General features: G+C 65.2%; 22 protein-coding genes. 9 read left to right on the forward strand and 13 right to left on the reverse strand.

Translation table 11 applies throughout. The features are described 5' to 3' along the window. Positions 1 to 135: 135 nt before the first annotated feature. Positions 136 to 459 (forward strand): GYD domain-containing protein, encoded by a 324-nt coding sequence (locus EV641_RS26780; protein WP_054713887.1) that lies wholly within the window; start codon positions 136 to 138, stop codon positions 457 to 459. A gap of 58 nt (positions 460 to 517) precedes the next feature. Here EV641_RS26780 and EV641_RS26785 read toward each other — a convergent pair whose 3' ends face one another. After that, entirely contained in the window at positions 518 to 1,162 is a 645-nt protein-coding gene (locus EV641_RS26785; RefSeq protein ID WP_132476168.1) for a TetR family transcriptional regulator C-terminal domain-containing protein, read from the reverse strand. Between the two features lie 117 nt (positions 1,163 to 1,279). Here EV641_RS26785 and EV641_RS26790 point away from each other — a divergent pair, with 117 nt between their 5' ends. Next, positions 1,280 to 2,770 (forward strand): carboxylesterase family protein, encoded by a 1,491-nt coding sequence (locus EV641_RS26790; RefSeq protein ID WP_132476171.1) that lies wholly within the window; start codon positions 1,280 to 1,282, stop codon positions 2,768 to 2,770. A 47-nt stretch (positions 2,771 to 2,817) separates the two neighbouring features. Here the strand turns inward: EV641_RS26790 and EV641_RS26795 are convergent, their stop codons facing one another. The 7 genes from EV641_RS26795 to EV641_RS26825 all read right to left on the reverse strand — a co-directional run bounded on the left by EV641_RS26795 (position 2,818) and on the right by EV641_RS26825 (position 10,403). Continuing rightward, a complete protein-coding gene (locus EV641_RS26795; RefSeq protein ID WP_132476174.1) occupies positions 2,818 to 3,969 on the reverse strand; it encodes a CoA transferase in 1,152 nt (383 codons plus the stop codon). Continuing rightward, positions 3,966 to 5,210 (reverse strand): acetyl-CoA C-acetyltransferase, encoded by a 1,245-nt coding sequence (locus EV641_RS26800; RefSeq protein WP_132476177.1) that lies wholly within the window; start codon positions 5,208 to 5,210, stop codon positions 3,966 to 3,968. The genes EV641_RS26795 and EV641_RS26800 overlap by 4 nt, the downstream gene beginning before the upstream one ends. Then, positions 5,203 to 6,945, reverse strand: coding sequence for an AMP-binding protein (locus tag EV641_RS26805; protein WP_132476180.1), 1,743 nt, complete (start codon positions 6,943 to 6,945; stop codon positions 5,203 to 5,205). The genes EV641_RS26800 and EV641_RS26805 overlap by 8 nt, the downstream gene beginning before the upstream one ends. Continuing rightward, on the reverse strand, positions 6,894 to 7,775 hold the full coding sequence (locus EV641_RS26810) for an alpha/beta hydrolase (protein WP_132476183.1): 882 nt from the start codon (positions 7,773 to 7,775) through the stop codon (positions 6,894 to 6,896). Before EV641_RS26810 ends, EV641_RS26805 begins: the two co-directional genes overlap by 52 nt. Further along, positions 7,772 to 8,518, reverse strand: coding sequence for a hypothetical protein (locus EV641_RS26815; RefSeq protein WP_132476186.1), 747 nt, complete (start codon positions 8,516 to 8,518; stop codon positions 7,772 to 7,774). Before EV641_RS26815 ends, EV641_RS26810 begins: the two co-directional genes overlap by 4 nt. Continuing rightward, complete coding sequence (locus EV641_RS26820) at positions 8,518 to 9,711, reverse strand: acyl-CoA dehydrogenase family protein (protein ID WP_132476189.1); 1,194 nt, start codon at positions 9,709 to 9,711, stop codon at positions 8,518 to 8,520. Before EV641_RS26820 ends, EV641_RS26815 begins: the two co-directional genes overlap by 1 nt. A gap of 89 nt (positions 9,712 to 9,800) precedes the next feature. Then, positions 9,801 to 10,403 (reverse strand): TetR/AcrR family transcriptional regulator, encoded by a 603-nt coding sequence (locus EV641_RS26825; protein ID WP_132476192.1) that lies wholly within the window; start codon positions 10,401 to 10,403, stop codon positions 9,801 to 9,803. 125 nt (positions 10,404 to 10,528) lie between these two features. On the opposite strand from EV641_RS26825, the gene EV641_RS26830 reads away from it, so the two are divergent. The 3 genes from EV641_RS26830 (at position 10,529) to EV641_RS26840 (ending at position 13,025) form a co-directional block, all read left to right on the forward strand. After that, on the forward strand, positions 10,529 to 11,026 hold the full coding sequence (locus EV641_RS26830) for a nuclear transport factor 2 family protein (RefSeq protein ID WP_132476195.1): 498 nt from the start codon (positions 10,529 to 10,531) through the stop codon (positions 11,024 to 11,026). 74 nt (positions 11,027 to 11,100) lie between these two features. Beyond that, entirely contained in the window at positions 11,101 to 11,412 is a 312-nt protein-coding gene (locus EV641_RS26835) for a DUF485 domain-containing protein (protein ID WP_241997494.1), read from the forward strand. Further along, entirely contained in the window at positions 11,409 to 13,025 is a 1,617-nt protein-coding gene (locus EV641_RS26840; protein ID WP_132476201.1) for a cation acetate symporter, read from the forward strand. The genes EV641_RS26835 and EV641_RS26840 overlap by 4 nt, the downstream gene beginning before the upstream one ends. 39 nt (positions 13,026 to 13,064) lie before the next feature. Here EV641_RS26840 and EV641_RS26845 read toward each other — a convergent pair whose 3' ends face one another. From EV641_RS26845 to EV641_RS26855, 3 genes are all read right to left on the reverse strand, one after another. Then, positions 13,065 to 13,595 (reverse strand): DinB family protein, encoded by a 531-nt coding sequence (locus EV641_RS26845; protein ID WP_054713408.1) that lies wholly within the window; start codon positions 13,593 to 13,595, stop codon positions 13,065 to 13,067. Positions 13,596 to 13,656: 61 nt separating this feature from the next. Then, positions 13,657 to 13,839 carry a hypothetical protein gene (locus EV641_RS26850; RefSeq protein ID WP_054713407.1) on the reverse strand — a complete coding sequence of 61 codons (183 nt, stop codon included), beginning with the start codon at positions 13,837 to 13,839 and terminating at the stop codon, positions 13,657 to 13,659. 34 nt (positions 13,840 to 13,873) lie between these two features. Next, complete coding sequence (locus tag EV641_RS26855) at positions 13,874 to 14,353, reverse strand: TspO/MBR family protein (RefSeq protein WP_054713406.1); 480 nt, start codon at positions 14,351 to 14,353, stop codon at positions 13,874 to 13,876. A 155-nt stretch (positions 14,354 to 14,508) separates the two neighbouring features. Between EV641_RS26855 and EV641_RS26860 the strand changes: the two genes are divergently transcribed. From EV641_RS26860 to EV641_RS26870, 3 genes are read left to right on the forward strand one after another with little or no spacing between them, the layout of a single operon-like run. Continuing rightward, positions 14,509 to 14,967, forward strand: a complete 459-nt coding sequence (locus EV641_RS26860; protein ID WP_132476204.1) for an SRPBCC domain-containing protein — start codon at positions 14,509 to 14,511, stop codon at positions 14,965 to 14,967. Further along, a complete protein-coding gene (locus EV641_RS26865) occupies positions 14,954 to 15,292 on the forward strand; it encodes a metalloregulator ArsR/SmtB family transcription factor (protein WP_054713404.1) in 339 nt (112 codons plus the stop codon). The genes EV641_RS26860 and EV641_RS26865 overlap by 14 nt, the downstream gene beginning before the upstream one ends. A 44-nt stretch (positions 15,293 to 15,336) precedes the next feature. Continuing rightward, positions 15,337 to 16,332, forward strand: coding sequence for an MBL fold metallo-hydrolase (locus EV641_RS26870; RefSeq protein WP_132476210.1), 996 nt, complete (start codon positions 15,337 to 15,339; stop codon positions 16,330 to 16,332). Here the strand turns inward: EV641_RS26870 and EV641_RS26875 are convergent. Then, positions 16,329 to 18,689, reverse strand: coding sequence for an FdhF/YdeP family oxidoreductase (locus EV641_RS26875; protein ID WP_132476213.1), 2,361 nt, complete (start codon positions 18,687 to 18,689; stop codon positions 16,329 to 16,331). The two genes, EV641_RS26870 and EV641_RS26875, sit on opposite strands and share 4 nt — an antisense overlap. Before the next feature lie 247 nt (positions 18,690 to 18,936). On the opposite strand from EV641_RS26875, the gene EV641_RS26880 reads away from it, so the two are divergent. Then, positions 18,937 to 19,734 carry a hypothetical protein gene (locus tag EV641_RS26880; RefSeq protein WP_132476216.1) on the forward strand — a complete coding sequence of 266 codons (798 nt, stop codon included), beginning with the start codon at positions 18,937 to 18,939 and terminating at the stop codon, positions 19,732 to 19,734. A gap of 71 nt (positions 19,735 to 19,805) precedes the next feature. Here the strand turns inward: EV641_RS26880 and EV641_RS26885 are convergent, their stop codons facing one another. After that, entirely contained in the window at positions 19,806 to 20,465 is a 660-nt protein-coding gene (locus tag EV641_RS26885; RefSeq protein WP_132476219.1) for a tellurium resistance protein, read from the reverse strand. Positions 20,466 to 20,537 lie beyond the last annotated feature (72 nt).

Genomic DNA, 20,537 nt, shown 5'->3' on the forward strand with positions numbered 1-20,537 from the left:
CACAATGCATCCGGAACCAAACGGAGAGACAGCTCATCTACCACGCGTTACATGATGCACCACAAACCACTTCATCCACGTGAGACACGCTCTAAAAGCATTTAAGGGAGCATAGGACCCACACAGAATAGGGGTATGCAAGTGCTTTATCTATGGCAGGTCACCTACACCGCAGAGGGCGCGAAAGGACTCCTGAGCGACGGCGGCAGTGCCCGTCGGGACGCGATCGTCGCGATGGTCGAAAGTGTCGGCGGCACCGTCGAATCCGTGCACTTCGCCTTGGGTGGGCACGACCTGTATGTGCTCGGTGAGGTGCCCGACGAGATCGCCGCCGCCACCCTCGAACTCCGCACCATCGCGTCGGGCGCCGCGCGGTCGAAACCGATCGCGCTGCTCACCCCCGAACAGGTCGACGAAGCCGCACGGCGGGACGCGTCCTATCGAGCGCCCGGTAGCTGACTCCCGAGTCCAGCGACCGAGCTGACCGGCCGCAATTTCCGAACGTCCACGCCGGTGGTCACATCGTCTCGGTGTTCGTGGCGAACACTCGCGCCACCTGTTGTTCGATGACCTGCGCGGCGGATCGGGGATCCTGCAACCCGTAACTCATCTGCAGGATGAGTCCCTCGACAGTTGCCAGCAGTCCCGATGCGTCGCGTCGGCATTCCACGGCGGTGCGCTGTGGGATCGCGGTGTGGATGCATTCGCAGATCGCGTCGGCGAGTTCGGTCGAACCGCGCGCCAGGTCGACTCCCAGATCCGGGTTGCGGGCGGCTCTCTGAACCAGAGCGAGCCACGCGAGGAGATGCGCGCGCCACAGGTCGTCGCCCGACGACTCGCTGCCGCCGACTTGTTCGGGAATACGGCCCGGCAGCATCTGCCGAAGCAGGATGACGACGTCGGCTCGGGGATCCTCACTTTCCCGCAGGGTGGTGAGTTGCTCCTGCAGATGGCCGGTGAGAATGTCGCGGACGGTACTCACTGCAACGTGGACCAATTCGTCGATCCCCGTGAAGAAATACTGAACCGAACCGAGTGAGAGCCCGGCCTCAGCGGCGACAGTACGCAGACTCACGACATCCCACCCGTCACGGTAGGCCACCCGCCACAGCGCCGCCACGATCTCACGTCGACGTTGTTCACGATCCACTCTCCGGGGCACGGTGTGACTCCTCTGCCTGCGGTGGCCTGGTTCTCATGGCGAAGAACTGCTCGACACTTGCTACGCTACGATAGTAATACAGTGACCTACCAAGAGCTGCGACCCACGAAGGTTTAGATGGACCCACTGGTTTCCACCGCATACGGACAACTCCGAGGACGACGAGACCGCAACGTCGATATCTACAAGGGGATTCGATATGCGCGCCCCCCGGTGGGCAACCTGCGATTTCGCGAGCCGCACGCGCCCTCGTCCTGGACGGGAGAGCGACAGGCCACCGACTTCGGTTCCGCGGTTCCACAGAGCGGACCGGCACGCGCCCCCGCATACGCCGATCAAGATTGGCTGACGCTCAACGTCTGGGCTCCCGCGACTGCGCGAGGCGATGCTCCTGTGCTCGTGTGGATCCACGGCGGTGCGTACATGGCCGGTTCGTCCGCGGACCCGATGTACGACGGCGCCGACCTGGCTCGCTCGGGTCTGGTGGTGGTCACGATCAACTATCGTGTCGGCGCCGAAGGATTCGCCCGCATCACCGGGGCACCGAACAACCGCGGCCTGCTCGATCAGATCGCCGCGCTCGAGTGGGTCCGCGACAACATCGAGGCCTTCGGCGGCAACTCACACCGCGTGACCATTGCGGGGCAATCGAGCGGCGCGGGATCGGTGGGAGCGCTGATGTGCATGCCGCGCGCCCGCGGACTCTTCCACCGGGCAATCGCACAGAGCTTTCCCGGCATGTACTGCACGGAGTCACTTGCCGCCGAAATCACCGAGCGACTGGCAACGCGACTGTCTGCGGCACCGACACGCGACTCGCTCGCTGCCATCGATCCGCAGACACTGGCCGACGAGACCGATCTGCTGATGGCGGAGATGCCCGAGCATGCCGCGCGATGGGGGCGGATCACCGGGATCGGCGCGCCGTTCTGCCCGATCGTCGATGGCAAGACGCTCCCCACCCACCCATGTGTGCCCAGCCCGGACCATCGAACCGACGTCGACCTGCTGGTGGGGCATACCCGCGACGAGTTCCGTCTGTTCATGGGCATGCTCGGTGACCTTCCGGTGACCGCGGAGATGGCCGACACCGCGATCAGCGCGCACGTGCCCGGCGTCGACCCGGTAGCCGCGTATCGCACCGGGTATCCGACATCGTCCGACCGTGAACTCTTCGAGATCGTCCACTCGGACGCACTGTTCCGCATGCCGGCGGTACAACTGGCCGAAACACACAGCGCTGCCGGCGGGGCCACCCACGTCTACGAGTTCTGCTGGGAGCCCGCCCTGCCCACGGGGGCATTCCACAGCCTCGACATTCCCGCCTTGTTCGGCACCCTGGATGCTCCCGCCGTACAGGCCGCGCTGGACGGACGGCCGGCAGTCGGCGCGGACATCGTCTGCGACGTCGTACGTCGATCGTGGATCGGGTTCGTAGCGGACGGTGATCCAGGCTGGGAGCCGTTCACTGGGAATGACCCTGCGACCCGGCTTCTCGACACGTCTCCGGCCACCGTCCCGTATCCCGAGCAGGTCTCGCGACGCATCTGGCAGGGGCATCCGGCGACACTGTTCGATCTCACCCTCACCGACGAGCAGTCACGCTGACCGCTCGCCGTCCGCGCAGCTTGCGCGGCGGGTGCCCATGCGGCAGGTCACCGATCTGCGGTGTGCGCGATATCGAGAATCTCGTCGGTGTGCTGCCCGTGCCGAGGCGCAGGCTGCGCGTCGGTGTAGCGACCGTTCCAGCGCAGTGGCGACCGTGCGGTCAGCACAGACCCGATTCCGGGTTGGTCGACGTACTGGACCACCGAGTCGGGCCGTGCCGCGAGGTCGGTCGCGACCTCGTCCATCGTCCGATACGGCGCCCACAGCACCCGCGTGCCCGCGAGATCCGCTTCGATCTGTTCGAGGGTCCGCGCAGAAAACCACGGTGCGAGAATCGCCGTGATCGCGTCGCGCGCCGCATAGCGGTCACCTTCGTTCTCGAAATCGAGACCGCGTTGCGCAGCGAGCGCCGTGAACACGTCAGCGGTACCGGTGACCTCGACGAGTGCCCGCCACTGCCCGCGCGTCAGGCCGACGATCATGACGTAGCGTCCGTCGGCAGTTGCGAATTCGGAACCGTAGCTGCCGTACAGCGCGTTGCCCTGCAACTCACGACCCGATCCTCGCGCCTGCGCCTCGGCCAGCCAGCCCATGCTCGCAACCGCGGAATTCGCAACGTCGTCGAGTGCAAGTTCGAGATACGCTCCCTCGCCGGTCTGTTCGCGGCGGCGGAGCGCGGTGACGATGCCGAGCGCCGCATGCACACCGGTGAGCAGATCCCACGCTGGCAGCACATGATTCACCGGGGTACCGAGACCGGTCGGGCCGGTCATCAGCGGAACCCCTGCCGCGGCGTTGACGGTGTAGTCGACCGCCGGGCTGCCGTCGGCGTTCCCCGCGATGTGCAGGTGGATCAGATCGGCGCGGTGCTCGGCGAGCGTGTCGTGGGCGAGCCACGGCGCGTGCGCGGCGTTCTCGAGGACGATCCCGGCATCGGCGATCAACTCGACGACCCGGGCACGTCCCTCCTCGCTGCGCAGGTCCACCGCGACCGAGCGTTTGGCCTGGTTGAGCCCGGTCCAGTACAGACTCGCACCCTCGTCGGTGAGCGGCCAGCGGCCGCCGTCGACCGCGCCGCCGATCGGGTCGACGCGGATCACGTCGGCACCGAGTTCGGCGAGCATCCGGCCTGCGGTGGGTCCGGCGACGAAGCTGGACAGATCGATGACGCGGATTCCGTCCAGCGGACGCCAGGTCACGCGACCCTCTCGAAGATCGCGGTCAGGCCCTGGCCACCGCCGATGCACATCGTCTCGAGGCCGTAACGGGCGCCGCGACGATCGAGTTCACGCAGCATCGTCGCGAGGATCCGCACGCCGGTTGCGCCGACGGGGTGTCCGAGGGAGATCCCGGACCCGTTGACGTTGGTGCGCTCGAAATCCGCTGCGGTGAACTTCCATTCGCGTGTCACGGCGAGGGCCTGCGCGGCGAATGCCTCGTTGAGTTCGATGAGGTCGATATCCGACAGGTTCAATCCTGCACGATCGAGTGCCTTCGCGGTGGACGGCACCGGGCCGATACCCATCTCCGCGGGGGCCACTCCGGCGGCCGCCCACGTGAGCAGTTTTCCGAGCGGGCGCAGGCCGAGCCGGTCCGCGGTCGCGCGGCTGGTCACGATGCAGGCTGCGGCACCGTCGTTCTGCCCGCTGGCGTTGCCGGCGGTGACGGTGGCGTCGGGATCCTGCTTGCCCATGATCGGGCGGAGTTTCGCGAGCGTCTCGACGGTGGTGTCGGCGCGCGGGTGCTCGTCACGGTCGATCGTCCTCGGGTCGCCCCTGTGTTGCGGCACCTGCACGGGCACGATCTCGTCGGCGAACTTGCCGGATTCGATCGCGGCGACCGCTCGCCGGTGCGACTCGACGGCGAGTTCGTCCTGCTCGAGGCGGGGAATGTCGTACTTCCGTCGCAAATTCTCAGCGGTTTCGAGCATGCCACCGGGCACCGGATAGTTCCGGCCGCCGGCGGTGACGCGGCCGCGTGCGAGGCGGTCGTGCAACGCGGCGGGCGCACCCTTGGCTCCCCAGCGCATCGATTCGGTGTAGTACTCGGAGCGGCTCATCGATTCGGCACCGCCGGCGATGACGATGTCGGCGACACCGGTCTGCACGCGCATCGCGGCATCGAGCACCGCCTGCAGACCCGAACCGCAACGACGGTCGAGTTGCAGACCGGGGACGGTGACGGGAAGGCCCGCGTCCAGCGCCGCGACACGGCCGATCGCGGGTGCCTCACCGTTGGGGTAGCACTGGCCGAAGATGACGTCGTCGATGCTCGAGGGGTCGATTGCCGTGCGCGACAGCAGCTCGGAGATGACCCGTGCGGCGAGATCGGTGGCAGGCACGTCGATGTACATGCCGCCGTAGCGGCCCACGGGCGTGCGCAGCGGCTCGCAGATGACCACATCGGTGGCGGAAGCGGGAGAAGCGGTGGAATCAGTCACGACGGTAATCCCTTTCACTGTCGGTCCAGTTCTGCGCCCATTCGCGCAGTTCTACGGCCCGGATCTTCGAGCCGTTGCCACCCACGGTGGTCGGCATGCGGTCGATGACATGGATGGCGGACGGCACCTTGAACGCCGCGAGTTCTTCCTTGCACCAAGACTTCAGGGTTTCGGCGTCGGTGTCGTCAGGTGCGTCGTCGGTGGGGACCACGAACCCGACGGCCTGCGTGTAGCCGCCGTCGCCGGTGATGCCGACGACCTTCACGATTCCCACACCCGGATGCTGAGCGAGGCGTCGTTCGATTTCGGCGGGGTCGACGAGGAACCCGCGTAGACGCAACACGTCGCCCATACGGCACACATACCGGTAGCCGCCGTCACCGAGTGCCACAGCCAGGTCGCCGCTGCGGAACCAGCCGTCCTTCGTGAAGGCGCGAGCTGCGGCCTCCGGGTTGCCGAGGTAGGCGTCGACGACGTTGGGTCCGCGGAACTGCAGTTCTCCCTGTTCACCATCGGCGATCGGGGTGTCCTCGAGCGGGTCCGCAACACGTAGCTCGATCGCGGAGTCCACCGCACGGCCACCACCGTTCCAGCGCACCGATTCCGGGTCGTCCGCGTTCCAGAGCATCGCGAGGGCGAACACCTCGGACGATCCGAACACCCCGGAGGTGTGCGTCCCGAACTCGTCGCGGGCCCACCGCGCGATCTCCTTGGACCGGCCGAGGAAGTCGGCGATACCGAGCCAGCGCAGCGACGACAGATCGGCGCGCTCGCCGGTGTGCCACTCGTCGTACAGGCGGCCGAACAGGTCGTCGGCACCTACTCCGTGTGTGACCTTCACCTGCTGCATGCGGCGCAGCACGGCTGCGGGATCGAACACCGTCTCCATGAGCAGCGCGCCACCACCGGCGATCATCGCCATCGCAGCGCTGAACCCGAACACACCCGAGACAGGAAGGACGCACAGCCCCACATCGCCGCCGCGCACCTGCATGATCGCGGCGTCGGCATGTCCGTGCCGCACGATGGCGCTGTGGCGGTGCGCGGCGAGCTTCGGGACACCGGTCGAGCCGGAGGTCGTGAACGCGACGGCGAGGAGATCCTGCGGGTCGTCGTCGATTCCGGCTGCGGTGAGCGTGACCCGGTCGGGCGTCTCGGGGGCCTCGACCGCGCCGGTGTCGCCGCTTCCGGCGACCCACGCTCCACTACCGAGGTCGAATTCACTTGCCGTCGCTTCGGTTTCGTCGGGTCCGCGAACCACAGCGATGGTCGGCGACGCCACATCGGGAACCGAGGCGGCGGCTTCGGTCAGACGGCCGAACAGATCCAGGCCGTGGAAGGCCGCGGGGACCGCGACCACCGCGGGTCGTGCGGCGGTGAGGATATGCGCGACCTCGCCGGTGTTGTATCGGGTATTGACGCCGATGACGTGGGCACCCACCGCGGCGGCGGCGAACTGCCAGACCAGGGCGTCGGACCAGTTCGGCAGCATCACGGCGAGACACTGCCCGGGTCGGACCCCGACAGCCTCGAGTTCTGCCCGCAGGGCCTCTGCGCGGTCGCGGATGTCGGACCTACCGCTCACGACGAGTTCACCCGCGACCACGTCGTACGTGAGTGGAACTGCTGGGTCGTCGTCGACGAGAGTGTCCAGCAGTGCGGACAGGGTCTCGGTTCGTGTCGTCACAGCGATATCTCCTCCGCCTGCACGGATGCCTTCAGTTCGCCGATCCATGTGTCGACGAGTGCGGCGAAATCGTCGATCTCCTCCATCGGATAGTGTCCGATGCCGTCCAGGGCCGTGAATCGTGCACGACCGGGCGCAATCTCGTTGACCATCTCGGCGACGCGGGCGATCTCGTCGACGACGATCCACGGATCGTCACGCCCCGCGACCACATGCAATGGTGCAGTGACCTGATCGAGGCGATCGCGGACGTCGTGGGTCCCCCAGCCGATCAGGTCGGACGACGAGATCTCCGGGTCTTCCCGCTTGTGCATGAGCGCCACGACGTGCGCCTTCGCTTCGGGCACGGAGCGTCCCACCGAGGCAAGAGTGCCCAGATAGGTGCGCTCGGCGCGGGCCGGGCCCGCGACGTCTTCGAGTTCGCGACGAAGTCCGTTCACGTTGACCCGGCCGGGTCCGGCTTCTGCTTCCATCGCAATTGCGCCGGACAGCGGCCGCCCGGGACGGGTCGCGAGTTCGAGGGTGAGCTTGCCGCCGATCGAGCACCCGATCACGTAGGGGCGCTCGATGCCGAGAGCGTCGAGGACGCTGCACAACCAGTCGCCGTAGTCGACGATGCTGGTCACCGGGCCACAGGGAGCGGGTTCTGAACGTCCGTGCCCCGGCAGGTCGGGCACGATCACCCGATAACCCAGGTTCGCGAGACTGCGTGCGACGTGCCGCCACTGCACGCCGCTCTGGCCTGCGGTATGGATACACAGGATCGCGGGCAATGCGGCGGGGTCGGTGTCGCGGTGGTCATTGTCATGACGGTCGGGAGTGACGATCTCGACGAATCCGAGTGCTCCCCCGATGTCGAGATACCGGGCCTCGATCATGAGTTGGCCTTCCGGGCGATGAGTCGCGCGTGCGCGATGATCGTATTGAGCGGCTTGGTCAGTCTCAGGTATTCGTATCCGTCTCCGCTGGAGGAGAACTCGCCGCTTATGGCGCGGCGCATGAAATCGTCGGTATCCGACAGGACGAGGTCGACCCAGGTGTGAGCAGGTGCAACGAACGTGAATGTGGCGCCGTGCGGGACACGTCGCGTCACATCGACGACAGTGCCCTTGTAGATGCGCAGGTGCAGTTCCCGATCGCCGCAGCGCAGTCCGATGGTGCCGTCCCACGTCGACAGGGAGGAGGTGAAACCGCGGTCGTCTTCGAGGCTGTCGCTCAGGAGGTTGCCCCATTCGACACTGCAGAAATCGAGCTCCGGAGTGGGCAGCACGGCCGCCGGATCGTCGAGACGCCATATCTCGGTGCCACTCTCACGGAGTACACCATCGATGCCACGCAAGGATACGTGTCGCTCGACGCGGTCGCCGGTGATGCGAGTGATCACCGTCCCGACGGACACGCTCTCGTTCTGTTCGACGAATCCTTCTGCATTCCATCGGGATCCGATGCGACATGCCCCCGGAACTGCAGGCACGGTCGCGGCTGCGACGGCAGCACCGGCCAGTGCGGAGCCGGCGGGCAGGACCACCCCCGCTGCAGCGAGGGCGTCGGCAACAACCTGCAGCGGTGTTGCTGTTCGGCTACCGACGGCGACCAGGCCGCGAGCGGCGTTGGTACTCATCACTTTTCCGGCCTTCCGAGCAGCTCATCGGAAATGATGCGCATCTGGATCTCGCTGGTACCCTCGAAGATCTTTGTCAGGCGAGCATCACGCCAGTGACGCTCGACCTGAAAATCGGTGGTGTACCCCGCGCCGCCGTGGATCTGCACGGCCTCGCTGGTGACCTGCTCGGCCATTTCGGTAGCGACGAGCTTGCACATCGACGCCTCGAGCGAGCAGCGACGACCGGTGTCGATATCGGTGGCCACCGAATACATCAACTGGCGTGCAGCCTCGATGTCGGTGGCCATCTTCGCGACCTTGAAGCGCAGATGCTGGAAATCGCCGATCGGCCGGCCGAACTGGCGGCGGGTGTGCATGTACTCGATGGAGTCCTCGAGCGCGGCGCGGGCAAGGCCGATCGCACGGGCAGCGGTGTGGGCCCGCCCCACCTCGAGACCGGATACTGCGAGGTAGAAGCCCTTGCCTTCTTCGCCGAGCATCTTCCCGGCGGGAATGCGGTAATTGTCGAACGACAACTCCCAGGTGCTCCAGCCGAAGTAGCCGATCTTTCGGACCTTCGTGCCCGAGATACCTTCAGGGAATCCCCCACGGTCCTTCTCGATGAGGAACGCGCTGATGCCGCGGTGAGGCTTGGCCGGGTCCTTGTTCGGATCGGTGCGGGCGAACAGCACCATGTAGTCGGCTTCGTCGGCGTAGGTGCACCACATCTTCGTGCCGTTCACCACCCATTCGTCACCGTCGCGCACCGCACGGCAGGAGATGTTGGCGACGTCGGAACCGGCTTCGGCCTCGGACAGCGCGTAGGCGCCGAGGTATTCACCGCGGGCGACCCGCGGGAGCAAGGCCTGCTCCTGCTCGGGCGTGAAACCGCCGCCCATGCCGTTGCCGCGGGCAAGGAGGCCCGACACGCTCATCCAGGCTCGGGAGAGTTCCTCGGCGACGAGGCAGTATTCGAAAACACCGAGCCCGAGACCACCGTATTCCTCGGGGATCATGATACCGAAGAAACCGATCTCGGCCATTTCCTTCTTGAGCGAGTCCGGGATGGTGCCCTGGACCGGGTCGAGTTCGTTCGCCACGGGCAGGACCCGGGTCATCGCGAAGTCGCGGGCCAGATCGCGGATCTCGAGCCGTTCCTCGGTGAGGTAGCGCGGCGAGTCGGTGCGGGGCTGAGACGGGCGGTGAGTCATGGGGGGTACTCCCTCTATGGACCGGAGTAGGTCATTAACGCTTGTTCACCCAGTAGACCATGACACCCATCACTCGTCAACGCCCGACCTCAGACTTTCCGGTATCCCACCAGGTTGAGCGCGTAGCGACCGTAGTCGTCGGCGACCTCCTGCGCCGTCAGTGGCCCGTCCGGACGGAACCACAGCGGAATCCCCGAGCACATCGTCAACACCGCCGTGACCGCCTGATGCACCCTCGGAAGATCGAATAATCCCTGTTCGACGCCTCTTTCTGCGATCTCGACGAACAGTTGCTCCTGCGCATCGCGCGACCCCACCACGCGCCTGCGATTCAGATCGTCGAGGTACCGCAACTCGGTGTTCGCGACGAGACAGGCACGCGGATTCCGCGCAGTGAACAGCGCATGCGCGACGACTGCCGCCCGCCATTGCTCGGCCGGGTCCGCACCCGCCTTCCGCAGCGCATTCCGGGTCGCAGTGAACTGCTCGTCGCTCGCGCGTCGCAGGATCTCCACCAGCAACTCGGACTTGTTCTCGAAATGGTTGTAGACGTTCGCAGCGCTACAACCTGCACTGTTCGCGATGTTTCGCACGGTTGCCCCGTGAAATCCGGATGCATAGAACTCGTCGAGAGCAGTTTCGAGAATCCGCTCACGAACGGACGGCAGGGCCGCAGTTGACCGCGTGTTCATCTTTCGAAGGGTAGAGGCACATGCCACTACCAGCAACAACGTCGCCCTTGACCGCCCAATTCGCGCTTGTTATGGTTCCCGTCACATGAACATACGTTAACCACAGCGTTCTCGGAGGCTTTCCCGTGACCAACCCCGAATCCGATCGCTCGCTCCTCGAGCGCATCGCACGTCTCGAAGACCTCGAGGCGATCCGCACGCTCGACGCCCGGTACTGCCGCCACCTCGACGACGGGAACTGGGATGCCCTGATGGACCTGTTCACCGACGACGGTGAATTCGACGGGCTGTCACACCCCAAGGGCAAGGACGAGATGAAGGAGTTCTTCGCCGGTCTCGCCGACGGCGGTCTCACCGCGTTCTGGCACTTCATCACGAATCTCGAGATCGACCTCGACGGAGACCGTGCCACGGTGCGCTCGTTCCTGTGGCAACCGTGTGTCACCGAAGGCACCGCGAGCATCGCCGCCGGCAGGTACACCGACGAGGTCGTCAAGGTCGACGGCCGCTGGCTCTACCGGGTCAAGCAGGTGCGCTTCCACTTCTTCGGCCCCCTCGAAGCCGGCTGGGACGAGAACCTCTTCGCGCTCGACACGGCACGCCGGGCGGCGGTGCGGGCATGAACGACACCGTTTCCGGCAGTAACCCAGTCTCCGACAAGGGCATCTTCGCCGCAGACGATCTGATCTGGTCGCGGATGCTGCAGCTACCCGAGGTCGCCGAACTGCGGCATCGACGCAAGATGGTCACCAACGCCCTCGGCGGCATCACCATCGCGTTGTTCACGAGCTTCCTCGTTGCCTGGATCGGATTCCCGGACCAGCTCGGTTCCACGTCCGTTCTGGGGATCCCGCTCTCGCTCTGGGTGGTTCTGAGCCAGTTTGCTGGAACCTGGGTTCTGGTTTGGGCGTATTTCCGACTGTCCCGCACATACATTCAACCCGCCGCCGACGTCGCGATCCGCGCTGTCGCCGATAACCGGCCCGACTCCGAGGAGGTCGTCGCATGACCGGCGACGCCGATTACCTGGCCATCGCAATCTGCAGTGCCGTCATCTCACTGACCCTGTGGGTGACGTTCGCGGCGTCTCGTCGCGCCAAGAGCGCCGACGGCTTCTTCGCGGCAGGTCGCTCGATCTCGAGTTGGCAGAACGGATTTGCCATCGCAGGTGAGTTCATCTCCGCCGGTAGCTTCCTCGGCACCACGGGTCTGATCTTCTCCAAGGGCGTCGACGGCACCGTCATCCTGTTCACGTCCGTCATCTCCTTCCTGCCGGTGCTGTTCCTGCTCGCGGAGAAGATGCGCAATCTCGGCAAGTACACTCTCGCCGACGTGCTCGTCTTCCGCACCGAATCCCGCAATGTGCGTGTCGTGGTGGCGCTCAGCACCATCGCGACCGGCACGTTCGTGTTGCTCGCCCAGCTCGTTGCCGCCGGCGTGCTGCTCGAATCGGTGTCCGGAATTCCGTTCTGGCTGTCGGTGATCGTGGCGGGTTCGCTCATGGGCATCTACGTATTCGTCGGCGGCATGCTCGCCACGACCTGGGTTCAGGTCATCAAGTCGTCGATCCTGTCGGCGCTCGCGCTCATCGTGTGCTTCGGAATTCTCGCGCAGTTCGGCTTCAGCTTCCCCAAGGTGCTCGGCGACGCCACCGACAACGCCGTTGCGGGCGAGGCGATCCTGTCGCCCGGCCTGATCTTCGGCGAGACCAGCGCAATCAATCTCGTCTCCTACGCCTTGGCGTTCGCGCTCGGCACCGCCGGCATGGCGCACATCCTCATCCGGTTCTTCACCGTCCCCGAGGCACAGACCGCACGACGCTCGCTCGGCTGGACTGTCGCGCTGTGCAGCATGTTCTACCTCATCGTCATCGTGATGGGTTTCGGCGCCGCGGCACTGCTCGGCCCGAACGGCACCGATCTCGTCGGCCCCGGCGGAAACCTCGCAGCCCCGGTCCTCGTCACCGAACTCGGCGGCGGCATCGGCACCACCGGCGGTTCGATCGCACTCGCGCTCGTCGCAGCGGTTGCCTTCGCATCCATCATCGCCGTCGTCGCAGGTGTGGTCATCTCCGCCGCAGGAACATTCGCACGCGACGTGTGGCCGGCCCTGACCCGCAAGGAACCCGTCGAGCACCTCGACGTCGCGGACCGGCACCGCGAGGAGAACGCGCAGGCTCGAATCGCGCGCTACGGTGCGGTCGCATTCAGCATCATTGCCATCGGCCTGACCATGCTGATCGGCGACGACACCAACATCACGTTCTTCATGGGCATGGCGTTCATGGTCGCCGGCAGCGCCCATCTCCCCGCCCTGGTCCTGAGCCTGAACTGGCGACGATTCAACAGCACGGGCGCGGTGTGGGGCGTGCTCACCGGCCTGGTCTCGACGGTCGTGAGCCTCATGTTCACCGAGGCACTGTGGATGGGCAGCGGACCCGCGCCCCTGACCATCCAGCTGCCGGTGATCTTCACGATGCCACTCGGCCTCGCCGCCTGCGTCATCGGCTCGCTCGTCGCCGAGAAGCGCCGCGGTCGCGGTCTCCACGACGACGAGAAGTTCGCCGAGATGCTGGTGCGCGCGGAGACCGGTATCGGCGCGGAGGTCGCGGGCGTGCACTGACGCCGACACACCCACTTCCCCGGCCCGATCAAGTGAAGATCAGTCGAAGGTCATGCCGGCATCAGCGCCGCGTTGCATGGTGGTGTTCGCACCGTCGAGCGACTCGCGAATGATGTCGGCATGACCACTGTGGTGGGCTGTTTCGCGGATGATGTGCAGCAACACCTTTCGCGCACTCCACCATTCCCGCTCCGGCGCCCACGGTGCGGTCGGGAGCGGAACCTGCAGGTCGAGGTCGAGACCTGCGACGAACTCCTCGGTCGCAGCCGCCACCTTCGCATACTCGTCCAGCAAGCCGGCGAGGGTCTCGTCGTCGCTCATGTAGTACGACACCATCGCCGAGTCCATATCGAAGACGGCGTTCTCGTCCAGTTCACGGATCCTGTCGATCCAGCCGCTCTCGGTGGCCGATACGTGCTTGATGAGTCCGCCCAGGGTGAGGTCGCTGGCGGTGCTTCGGGCGCGAGCGCCCGCGTCGTCGAGTCCGCGCACGGTGATGAGGAGCATGTCTCGTTGTTCCGCGAGCATGGCCAGAATATCGGCCGCTTCGACGGTCATGTTTTCGGTCATGCAGACAATGTAAGAACAATCGAGGACAGTTTCGGTCCGCAATCACAGGATCCGACAAAAATTACGCCGCGAACCCGACCGCGCCGATCACCGGGATGACCGTCATGAACACGATCGCAACAACGAACAGAGTGATCGTCACTTTCCTGTTCCACTTGGCCCTAGCCCCACTCGCGGCGGCAAGGAAGAACACGAAGCCGACACAGATCGAGCCGATACCGATGATCACGGGTGTTTCGAGCATGCACCCATCATCCCGTATACCCGGCGCACCGATGTCACCGGTTGAGCTGTGCTATCCGCCCGCTGAGTACTGTCGCGAACGACGTCCACACCGGGTAGGGAACCAAGACCGCACCGGCCACCGGATGAGCCTCAGCGGTTCGCCGGGCAAGATCGGCACTGCTGGCGGTGAGCAGCGCCGACACGACCGTGGCTGAAACGGGACGATGCCCCTTGAAGAAGACCCACGACCACGACCCGTTGAGCGCGAGGTTCGCGATGAGCGCGGTGATGTAACTCCGACGCCCATCGAGGTCACCTCGATCGGTCAACTCGTCGATCGCAACTGCCGACGTGGCTGCAATGTCGGCGTACAACGTGGTCCACACGACCGGAAACACCGACGCGGGCGGTTGAAAGCGTGGTGTGCGCAGTTTCCGGTACCACCGCGAATCCACGTCGCGCGACGCGATCGATCCCACGAGCGCAGTCGCCGTCGTCGCCGCCGCGGTTCCCAACACGGTCGTGAGTTTCATCCGGGTACGCCTCTCCTCGAAAGCAACGACAGGTTCGACTACCCGAGGCCGAGCTACCCGAAACACGTCCAATGCAACCAACAGGTTGCAATACGTCCGCCTGAATGCAATCATAGGGTTGCACTCAGCTCGGCAGGAATCGACGAGGAGGAATCATGACGAGCGAACTCGATCGCATCGAACGACAGATCACCATCGACGCCCCCGCCACACGAGTATGGGAGCTCGTGACCGAACCCGGGTGGTACATCAACGAGAAGCAGATCACCGAGCATCGGCTCGAACGCGACGGCGACCTCACCGTCGTCCACGACCCCGTCCACGGCGCCTTCACATTCCGCACCGTCGCACTGGATGAACCGATCTATGCGGCGTTCCGCTGGCTGTCCGACCACACAGACCCCGACAGCCCGTCCACGCTCGTCGAATTCCGACTCGACGCCGTCTCCGATACCTCCACCGTCCTGAGCGTGACGGAAACCGGATTCGATTCGCTCCCCGGTGACTCCGCGGAACGTCGTGCACAGTACGAGGGGCATGTCGAAGGCTGGGCCATCGAACTGGATCTCGCCAGGACTCACCTCGAGAAGGGGAAAACGGTTGCCACACACTGAGTCGAACCAGATATCCGACACCGCACGCGTGTTCGCAGCCCTGGCCGACGACACGCGGTGGCGGATCCTTCAGCGCCTCGGGCGATCCCCCGCGTCCGCGTCCGGCCTCGCATCCGAGTTCACGGTGTCGCGCCAGGCCATCGCCAAACACCTGGCAGTACTCGAAGCATCCGAGCTCGTGACATCCGAACGCGTCGGCCGTGAACTCCGTTTCGCCGCCGCCGGTTCCAGACTGAGCGCGGTGGGCCGGGCATTGGATGCTGTCGGCACAGGCTGGGATCGCAGGCTCGATGCCATCAAGGAGGCCGCCGAACACCCTCGTTGAGTTCGGAGTAGCGTGAGAAAACCGAACTTGTCGAGGGGGAACACATGTCGGAGTCGGGACTGACACAACTGGGCGACGGAGTGTGGGCGTTCCTGCGCCCGTCGGGCGGCTGGGGCGAGGCCAACACCGGGCTCGTCGTCGCACAGGGCACCGCGTCGCTCGTGGTGGATACCGTGTGGGACGTCGCGTGGGCGAAACGTGTCGCCGAAGTGCAGCAACCTCTCGTGGCCGACGCACCGATCACCGAGGCCGTCAATACACACTCCGACGGCGACCACTGGTGGGGCAACGACACCCTTCCCGCCGGCACACGCATCACGACCAGCGCGGCGGCACTGGGCGGAATGCACGAGGATCTGCCTCCGGCCGCGCTGACCGCGATGGCCACGACCGGTGAGTTGATCGGGCGGATGCCCGGGCCGATCGGCGCGGCCGGGGCCTACATGGCACGGGTACGGGCCGGCGCCCGGCTTCCGCGCCGGACCCCCCGTTTCCCGGATCACATCTTCGACGAGACCCACCGACTCACGATCGGCGACCGAACCGTCGAACTCGAACGGCTCGGACCGTGCCACACCGCGGGCGACCTCGTTGCGCACGTGCCCGACGCGGGCGTGGTCTTCGCCGGCGACATGCTGTTCATCGGGACGACACCCATCCTGTGGCACGGCCCGCTCGAGAACTGGATCGCGGCGCTCGATCGTCTGCTCGCATGGGACGCCGACGTCTACGTTCCGGGTCACGGACCACTGTGCGGCGCCGACGAGATCCGTGAACTACGCGCGTACTGGGTGTGGCTGCGCGAGGCCTCTCGCGCACGATACGACCTCGGAATCGGAGCCCGGCAGGCAGCACGAGAACTGGCTCGCAGCACCGAATTCGAGCGATGGCGCCACTGGAGCTCACCGGAGCGGATGGTGCTGAATCTGAGTACCCTGTTCGACCAGTGGCACGGCAACCCGCCCGGACCACCCACAGTGTTGCGCCGCGCCCGGGCGTTCGCCGACGCCGAAGCTCTTCTGCGCGAGGGCGTGTTCTAGGACAGATACTCCGGCGACGGCTGCGACTTGTGCGATCGATCCGACCCTACGGGCTGCTGACTCTGCACGTCCGGGCACGTGTGGTCCCGAGTACCCGCTGCCGCCAGCGAGATGACGACCGACTTGTACGTCGGACAATTACTGTGGAGCGCAGTCGAATCCAGCGGAACAAGCGTATTGGTCTCAGGATAGTAGGCAGCGGCCGATCCCCGCGGGACGTCGTATTCGACGATGCGGAAGTTCAGCGCGCATCGCACCCGCTCGTCGCCGCCCCAGAGAGTGAACAGATCGACCATGTCGCCGTCGTCGAACCCGAGCGCGGCGATGTCGTCGCGGTGCAGGAACACCACTCGTCGCCCACCCTCGATTCCCCGGTACCGATCGCTCAGCCCGTAGATCGTGGTGTTGAACTGGTCGTGACTGCGCAGGGTCTGCAACAACAGGTGCCCCTCGGGCACGTGCAGGATCTCGATGGGAGAGAGCGCGAATTCCCCCCGCCCCGACTCTGTCTGGAAGGTTCTGCTGTCGCGCGGCGGGTGCGGAAGGATGAATCCGCCGGGCCGTCGAACGTTGACCTCGTATCCTTCGCAACCGGCGACCACGCGGGAAATGTGGGTACGGATATTCGCATAGTCCTCGCGCATTGCGGTCCAGTCGATCCCATGTCTCTCACCCAGAGTCGCCTCCGCAATGCCCGTGAGGATCGCGACCTCCGACCGCAGATACTTGCTCGCAGGCGTCAACGGTCCGCGCGACGCGTGCACAGCGCAGGCCGTGTCCTCGACACTGACGAACTGCTCACCCGACGCCTGGATGTCCTTCTCCGTACGACCGAGCGTGGGCAGGATCAACGCGGTGTCGCCGCACACGAGGTGCGACCGGTTGATCTTCGTCGAGATGTGCACCGTCATGGACATACCCGCCAGCGCTTCGGCAGTGACCGCGGTGTCGGGTGCGGACTGCACGAAGTTGCCTCCGAGCCCCAGGAAGAACCGTGCCTTGCCGTCGCGCATGGCCCGAATGGAATCGACGGTATCCCAGCCGTTCTCACGTGGAGGGTCGAATCCGAACTCCCGCTCGATGGCGTCGAGGAAATGCTGCGGTGCCCGTTCCCAGATGCCCATCGTGCGGTCGCCCTGGACATTCGAATGTCCGCGCACCGGCATCACACCCGCGCCGCGTTTCCCGATGTTCCCCTGCGCCAGCGCGAGGTTGACCACTTCCTTGATGGTGGCCACCGCGTTGCGGTGCTGTGTCAGGCCCATCGCCCAGCAGAACACCGTGGCGTTCGAGTCCCGCAGCATCTGGGCTGCTTCGGTGATCTGCTCACGTGACAGGCCGGTCACCGAGGTCACGATGTCCCAATCGAGGGCCGCGACATGCTGCTTCCATTCGTCGAAACCGTGGGCATAACGGTCGATGAAGTCGTGGTCGAGCGCATCCCATTCGACCAGAAGTGCTCCGAATGCCTGCAGCAGCGCCAGATCACCGTTGATCGCGATCGGAAGGTGGAGATCCGACAGTTCGGTGCCGCGGCCCACCACGCCCCGAGGTGCCTGTGGGTTGTGGAAGTTCATCAGCCCGGCTTCTCGCAACGGGTTGATCGTGAGGATCTTTGCGCCGCGACGTTTCGCCGTCTCGAGTTCGGTGAGCATGCGTGGATGATTGGTGCCGGGATTCTGGCCTTGCAGAATGATGAGTTCGGCGTTGTGGATGTCGTCGAGGGTGACGCTTGCCTTGCCGATGCCGATGGATTCCTGCAGCGCGATGCTCGTCGATTCGTGGCACATGTTGGAACAGTCGGGCAGGTTGTTCGTGCCGAATGCGCGCGCGAACAACTGATAGACGAAGGCAGCCTCGTTCGATGCGCGACCCGACGTGTAGAAGATTGCCTCGTGCGGGCTGCCCAGCGAGGCCAGTTGCTCACCGATCAATGCGAATGCGTCATCCCAATCGATGGGCGTGTAGTGCGCAGCGCCGGGATTTTTGACCATCGGATGCGTGATGCGGCCCTGCTGCCCCAGCCACATCTCGCTGTGGCCAGCGAGATCGGCGATGCTGTGCCGCGCGAAGAACTCGGGAGTGGCCCGGTCGCGGGTCGCTTCCTCCGCGACCGCCTTGGCGCCGTTCTCGCAGAATTCCGCGATCTTGCGGTGGCCCGGGTCGGGGTCGGGCCACGCGCAGCTCATGCAGTCGAAGCCCTCGGCCTGATTCAGTTCACGCAGAGTCTCGGCGGTCCGCACGAGACCCATGTGTTCATAGGAACGCTTCAGCGCGACGGCGACACCGGGAACACCGGCCGCCCACTCCTTCGGCTCCCCGACTTTCAAGTCGCGTTCGTCGTAGTCGTCGCGCATCGATTGCTCCTCACCGGCCCGGCACACAGTCCCCAGACTGCGTACCCATGTGGCCGGTGAGGAAACATCACTCGGTCTTACTTACGGCCGGCCTGCCACTGCATGCCCCATCCGTAGGCGCGGACTACGCATTGGTGGTTCCTCGTCTTGACGATCGACACCCGGACTGTGGAGCCGTCCGGGGACCGGTAGGATTCCCGCCCGGGGAGTGCCGACAGGCACGGACAGACTATCCGGGGGGAATCTCATGGTCGTATCTCGACGTCTACGTGGTGCCGCAATCACAGTGGCGGTATCGGCCTCGCTTCTGGGCAGTGCATGCAGCACCGACGCCTTGTCCGGTCGGGCTGTCGGCATCGCTGGTGATACCCGACCGTCGCTCTCCTACGACGCCGCGACCACACCTCTCGCCAAGGTGCGCGCAGCCTTCACGATCAGCGGTACGTACACCGGTACCGTCCGCGCCGTACAGACTGTGCTCGGCTCGACCTCCGAGGCCATCGTGGACTACACCCGCAATGTCAACTACACCGAAGCGACCGAATCGCCGGTGGGTCCGTTCCGGGTGTTGTTCGATGACGGCGAACTGTTCGTCCAGTACCTGAATCCGTCCGACAGGTCTCCCTTCGAGCAGGCCGTCTGGTACAGAGTGGATCCCGACTCGGAAGCGGGCAGGATGCACCTGATGACCTTCGAGAACCAGGAACTCATCAACAAGATCCTCGCCTCGTCGCTCACCAGCGCTCAGGAAGTCGGCAACGAAACGATCTACGGAATCGACACCACCCGCTACGTCGCCATGCTGGATGTGGAGGCGTACTCAGACTCCTACATCGATGAGTTGTACCAGGACGTACCCGGCATCGAGGACGTACGCCGACAGGTCGTCGAGATGATGGATCCGACCGTGAACCTGTGGGTCGACGACGACGGGCGGATCATCGAGCAGCGGAACTCCGGAAACGACGCGACCTATGAATACGACGTCGAACTCACGTTGCCCGAATTCGATCGAAGCAGCGCACCACCGGCCCCGGTTTCATGACCGCAGGCGTGCGGACCCGAACGCCCGCCACAGCAACATTGCCCTGGCGGGCGGGAAACGGGTGAACGCGCCTACTTCCGGCCGGCCTGCCACTGCATGCCCCATCCGTACTGACGGTCGAGGTCGGACTGGCTGCCGTTGACGTACTCGACGAGACGCTGCACGGTCACGCCCTGCCCGGTGCTCTGCAGCATCGCGATGGCACAGATGCGCGCACCGTTGTTCGGCGAATCGAGACGCACCTCGATCTCCGGTCCCGACGGCTGGGTGAGGGTGACGACGCCGTCGACGGCAGCCCAGTTGGCAGCGCCCTCGTAGATCATGGCGAAGATCAGCACCCGCTTGATCAGCTCGGGGCGTTCGAGGTTGATGTGCATGTTCTCGCCGCCCTGAGCGGAACCGGTGCGATCGTCGCCGTCGAGGTGAATGTACGGCGGCGTGTTCAGCGACCCGAAGCTGTTTCCGAGCGCCTGGATGACGCCCTTCGAGCCGTCGGTCAGCTCGTACAGGCACCCGAGGTCCAGGTCGACTCCGCCGGCAGCGCCGGTGAGCTTGGCGAGGAATCCCTTCTTCTGTTCACCGCGCGACCAGTTGAGATTCACGCGTGTCACACCCTGGCCTGATCCGCCTTTGCTGAGGCTGACAGTGGGGGATTCCTTGGTGAGGTTGATCTTGCTGAGGTTGACTCCCCCGGATCCCTGCTCGGGCTTCTTGTTGTAGTCGATGGCCATGTGCGTGCCCCTTTCGATAGGTGTATCCCGGATATGCGGATGGGAGCCTCCGGCCCGAGAACAAGGTCGAAG

Source organism: Rhodococcus sp. SMB37 (assembly GCF_004345605.1).
Lineage (GTDB): Bacteria > Actinomycetota > Actinomycetes > Mycobacteriales > Mycobacteriaceae > Rhodococcus.

What these genes read in the sequence shown, in the direction of transcription:
- EV641_RS26850 (WP_054713407.1), bottom strand. Translation starts at nt 13,839, where the DNA reads ATGCTCGAAACACCCGTGATCATCGGTATCGGCTCGATCTGTGTCGGC.
- EV641_RS26820 (WP_132476189.1), bottom strand. Translation starts at nt 9,711, where the DNA reads ATGACTCACCGCCCGTCTCAGCCCCGCACCGACTCGCCGCGCTACCTC.
- EV641_RS26815 (WP_132476186.1), bottom strand. Translation starts at nt 8,518, where the DNA reads ATGAGTACCAACGCCGCTCGCGGCCTGGTCGCCGTCGGTAGCCGAACA.
- EV641_RS26880 (WP_132476216.1), top strand. Translation starts at nt 18,937, where the DNA reads ATGGTCGTATCTCGACGTCTACGTGGTGCCGCAATCACAGTGGCGGTA.
- EV641_RS26805 (WP_132476180.1), bottom strand. Translation starts at nt 6,945, where the DNA reads ATGGATCGGCGAACTGAAGGCATCCGTGCAGGCGGAGGAGATATCGCT.
- EV641_RS26840 (WP_132476201.1), top strand. Translation starts at nt 11,409, where the DNA reads ATGACCGGCGACGCCGATTACCTGGCCATCGCAATCTGCAGTGCCGTC.
- EV641_RS26835 (WP_241997494.1), top strand. Translation starts at nt 11,101, where the DNA reads ATGCTGCAGCTACCCGAGGTCGCCGAACTGCGGCATCGACGCAAGATG.
- EV641_RS26885 (WP_132476219.1), bottom strand. Translation starts at nt 20,465, where the DNA reads ATGGCCATCGACTACAACAAGAAGCCCGAGCAGGGATCCGGGGGAGTC.
- EV641_RS26875 (WP_132476213.1), bottom strand. Translation starts at nt 18,689, where the DNA reads ATGCGCGACGACTACGACGAACGCGACTTGAAAGTCGGGGAGCCGAAG.
- EV641_RS26870 (WP_132476210.1), top strand. Translation starts at nt 15,337, where the DNA reads ATGTCGGAGTCGGGACTGACACAACTGGGCGACGGAGTGTGGGCGTTC.
- EV641_RS26860 (WP_132476204.1), top strand. Translation starts at nt 14,509, where the DNA reads ATGACGAGCGAACTCGATCGCATCGAACGACAGATCACCATCGACGCC.
- EV641_RS26780 (WP_054713887.1), top strand. Translation starts at nt 136, where the DNA reads ATGCAAGTGCTTTATCTATGGCAGGTCACCTACACCGCAGAGGGCGCG.
- EV641_RS26855 (WP_054713406.1), bottom strand. Translation starts at nt 14,353, where the DNA reads ATGAAACTCACGACCGTGTTGGGAACCGCGGCGGCGACGACGGCGACT.
- EV641_RS26810 (WP_132476183.1), bottom strand. Translation starts at nt 7,775, where the DNA reads ATGATCGAGGCCCGGTATCTCGACATCGGGGGAGCACTCGGATTCGTC.
- EV641_RS26790 (WP_132476171.1), top strand. Translation starts at nt 1,280, where the DNA reads ATGGACCCACTGGTTTCCACCGCATACGGACAACTCCGAGGACGACGA.
- EV641_RS26845 (WP_054713408.1), bottom strand. Translation starts at nt 13,595, where the DNA reads ATGACCGAAAACATGACCGTCGAAGCGGCCGATATTCTGGCCATGCTC.
- EV641_RS26825 (WP_132476192.1), bottom strand. Translation starts at nt 10,403, where the DNA reads ATGAACACGCGGTCAACTGCGGCCCTGCCGTCCGTTCGTGAGCGGATT.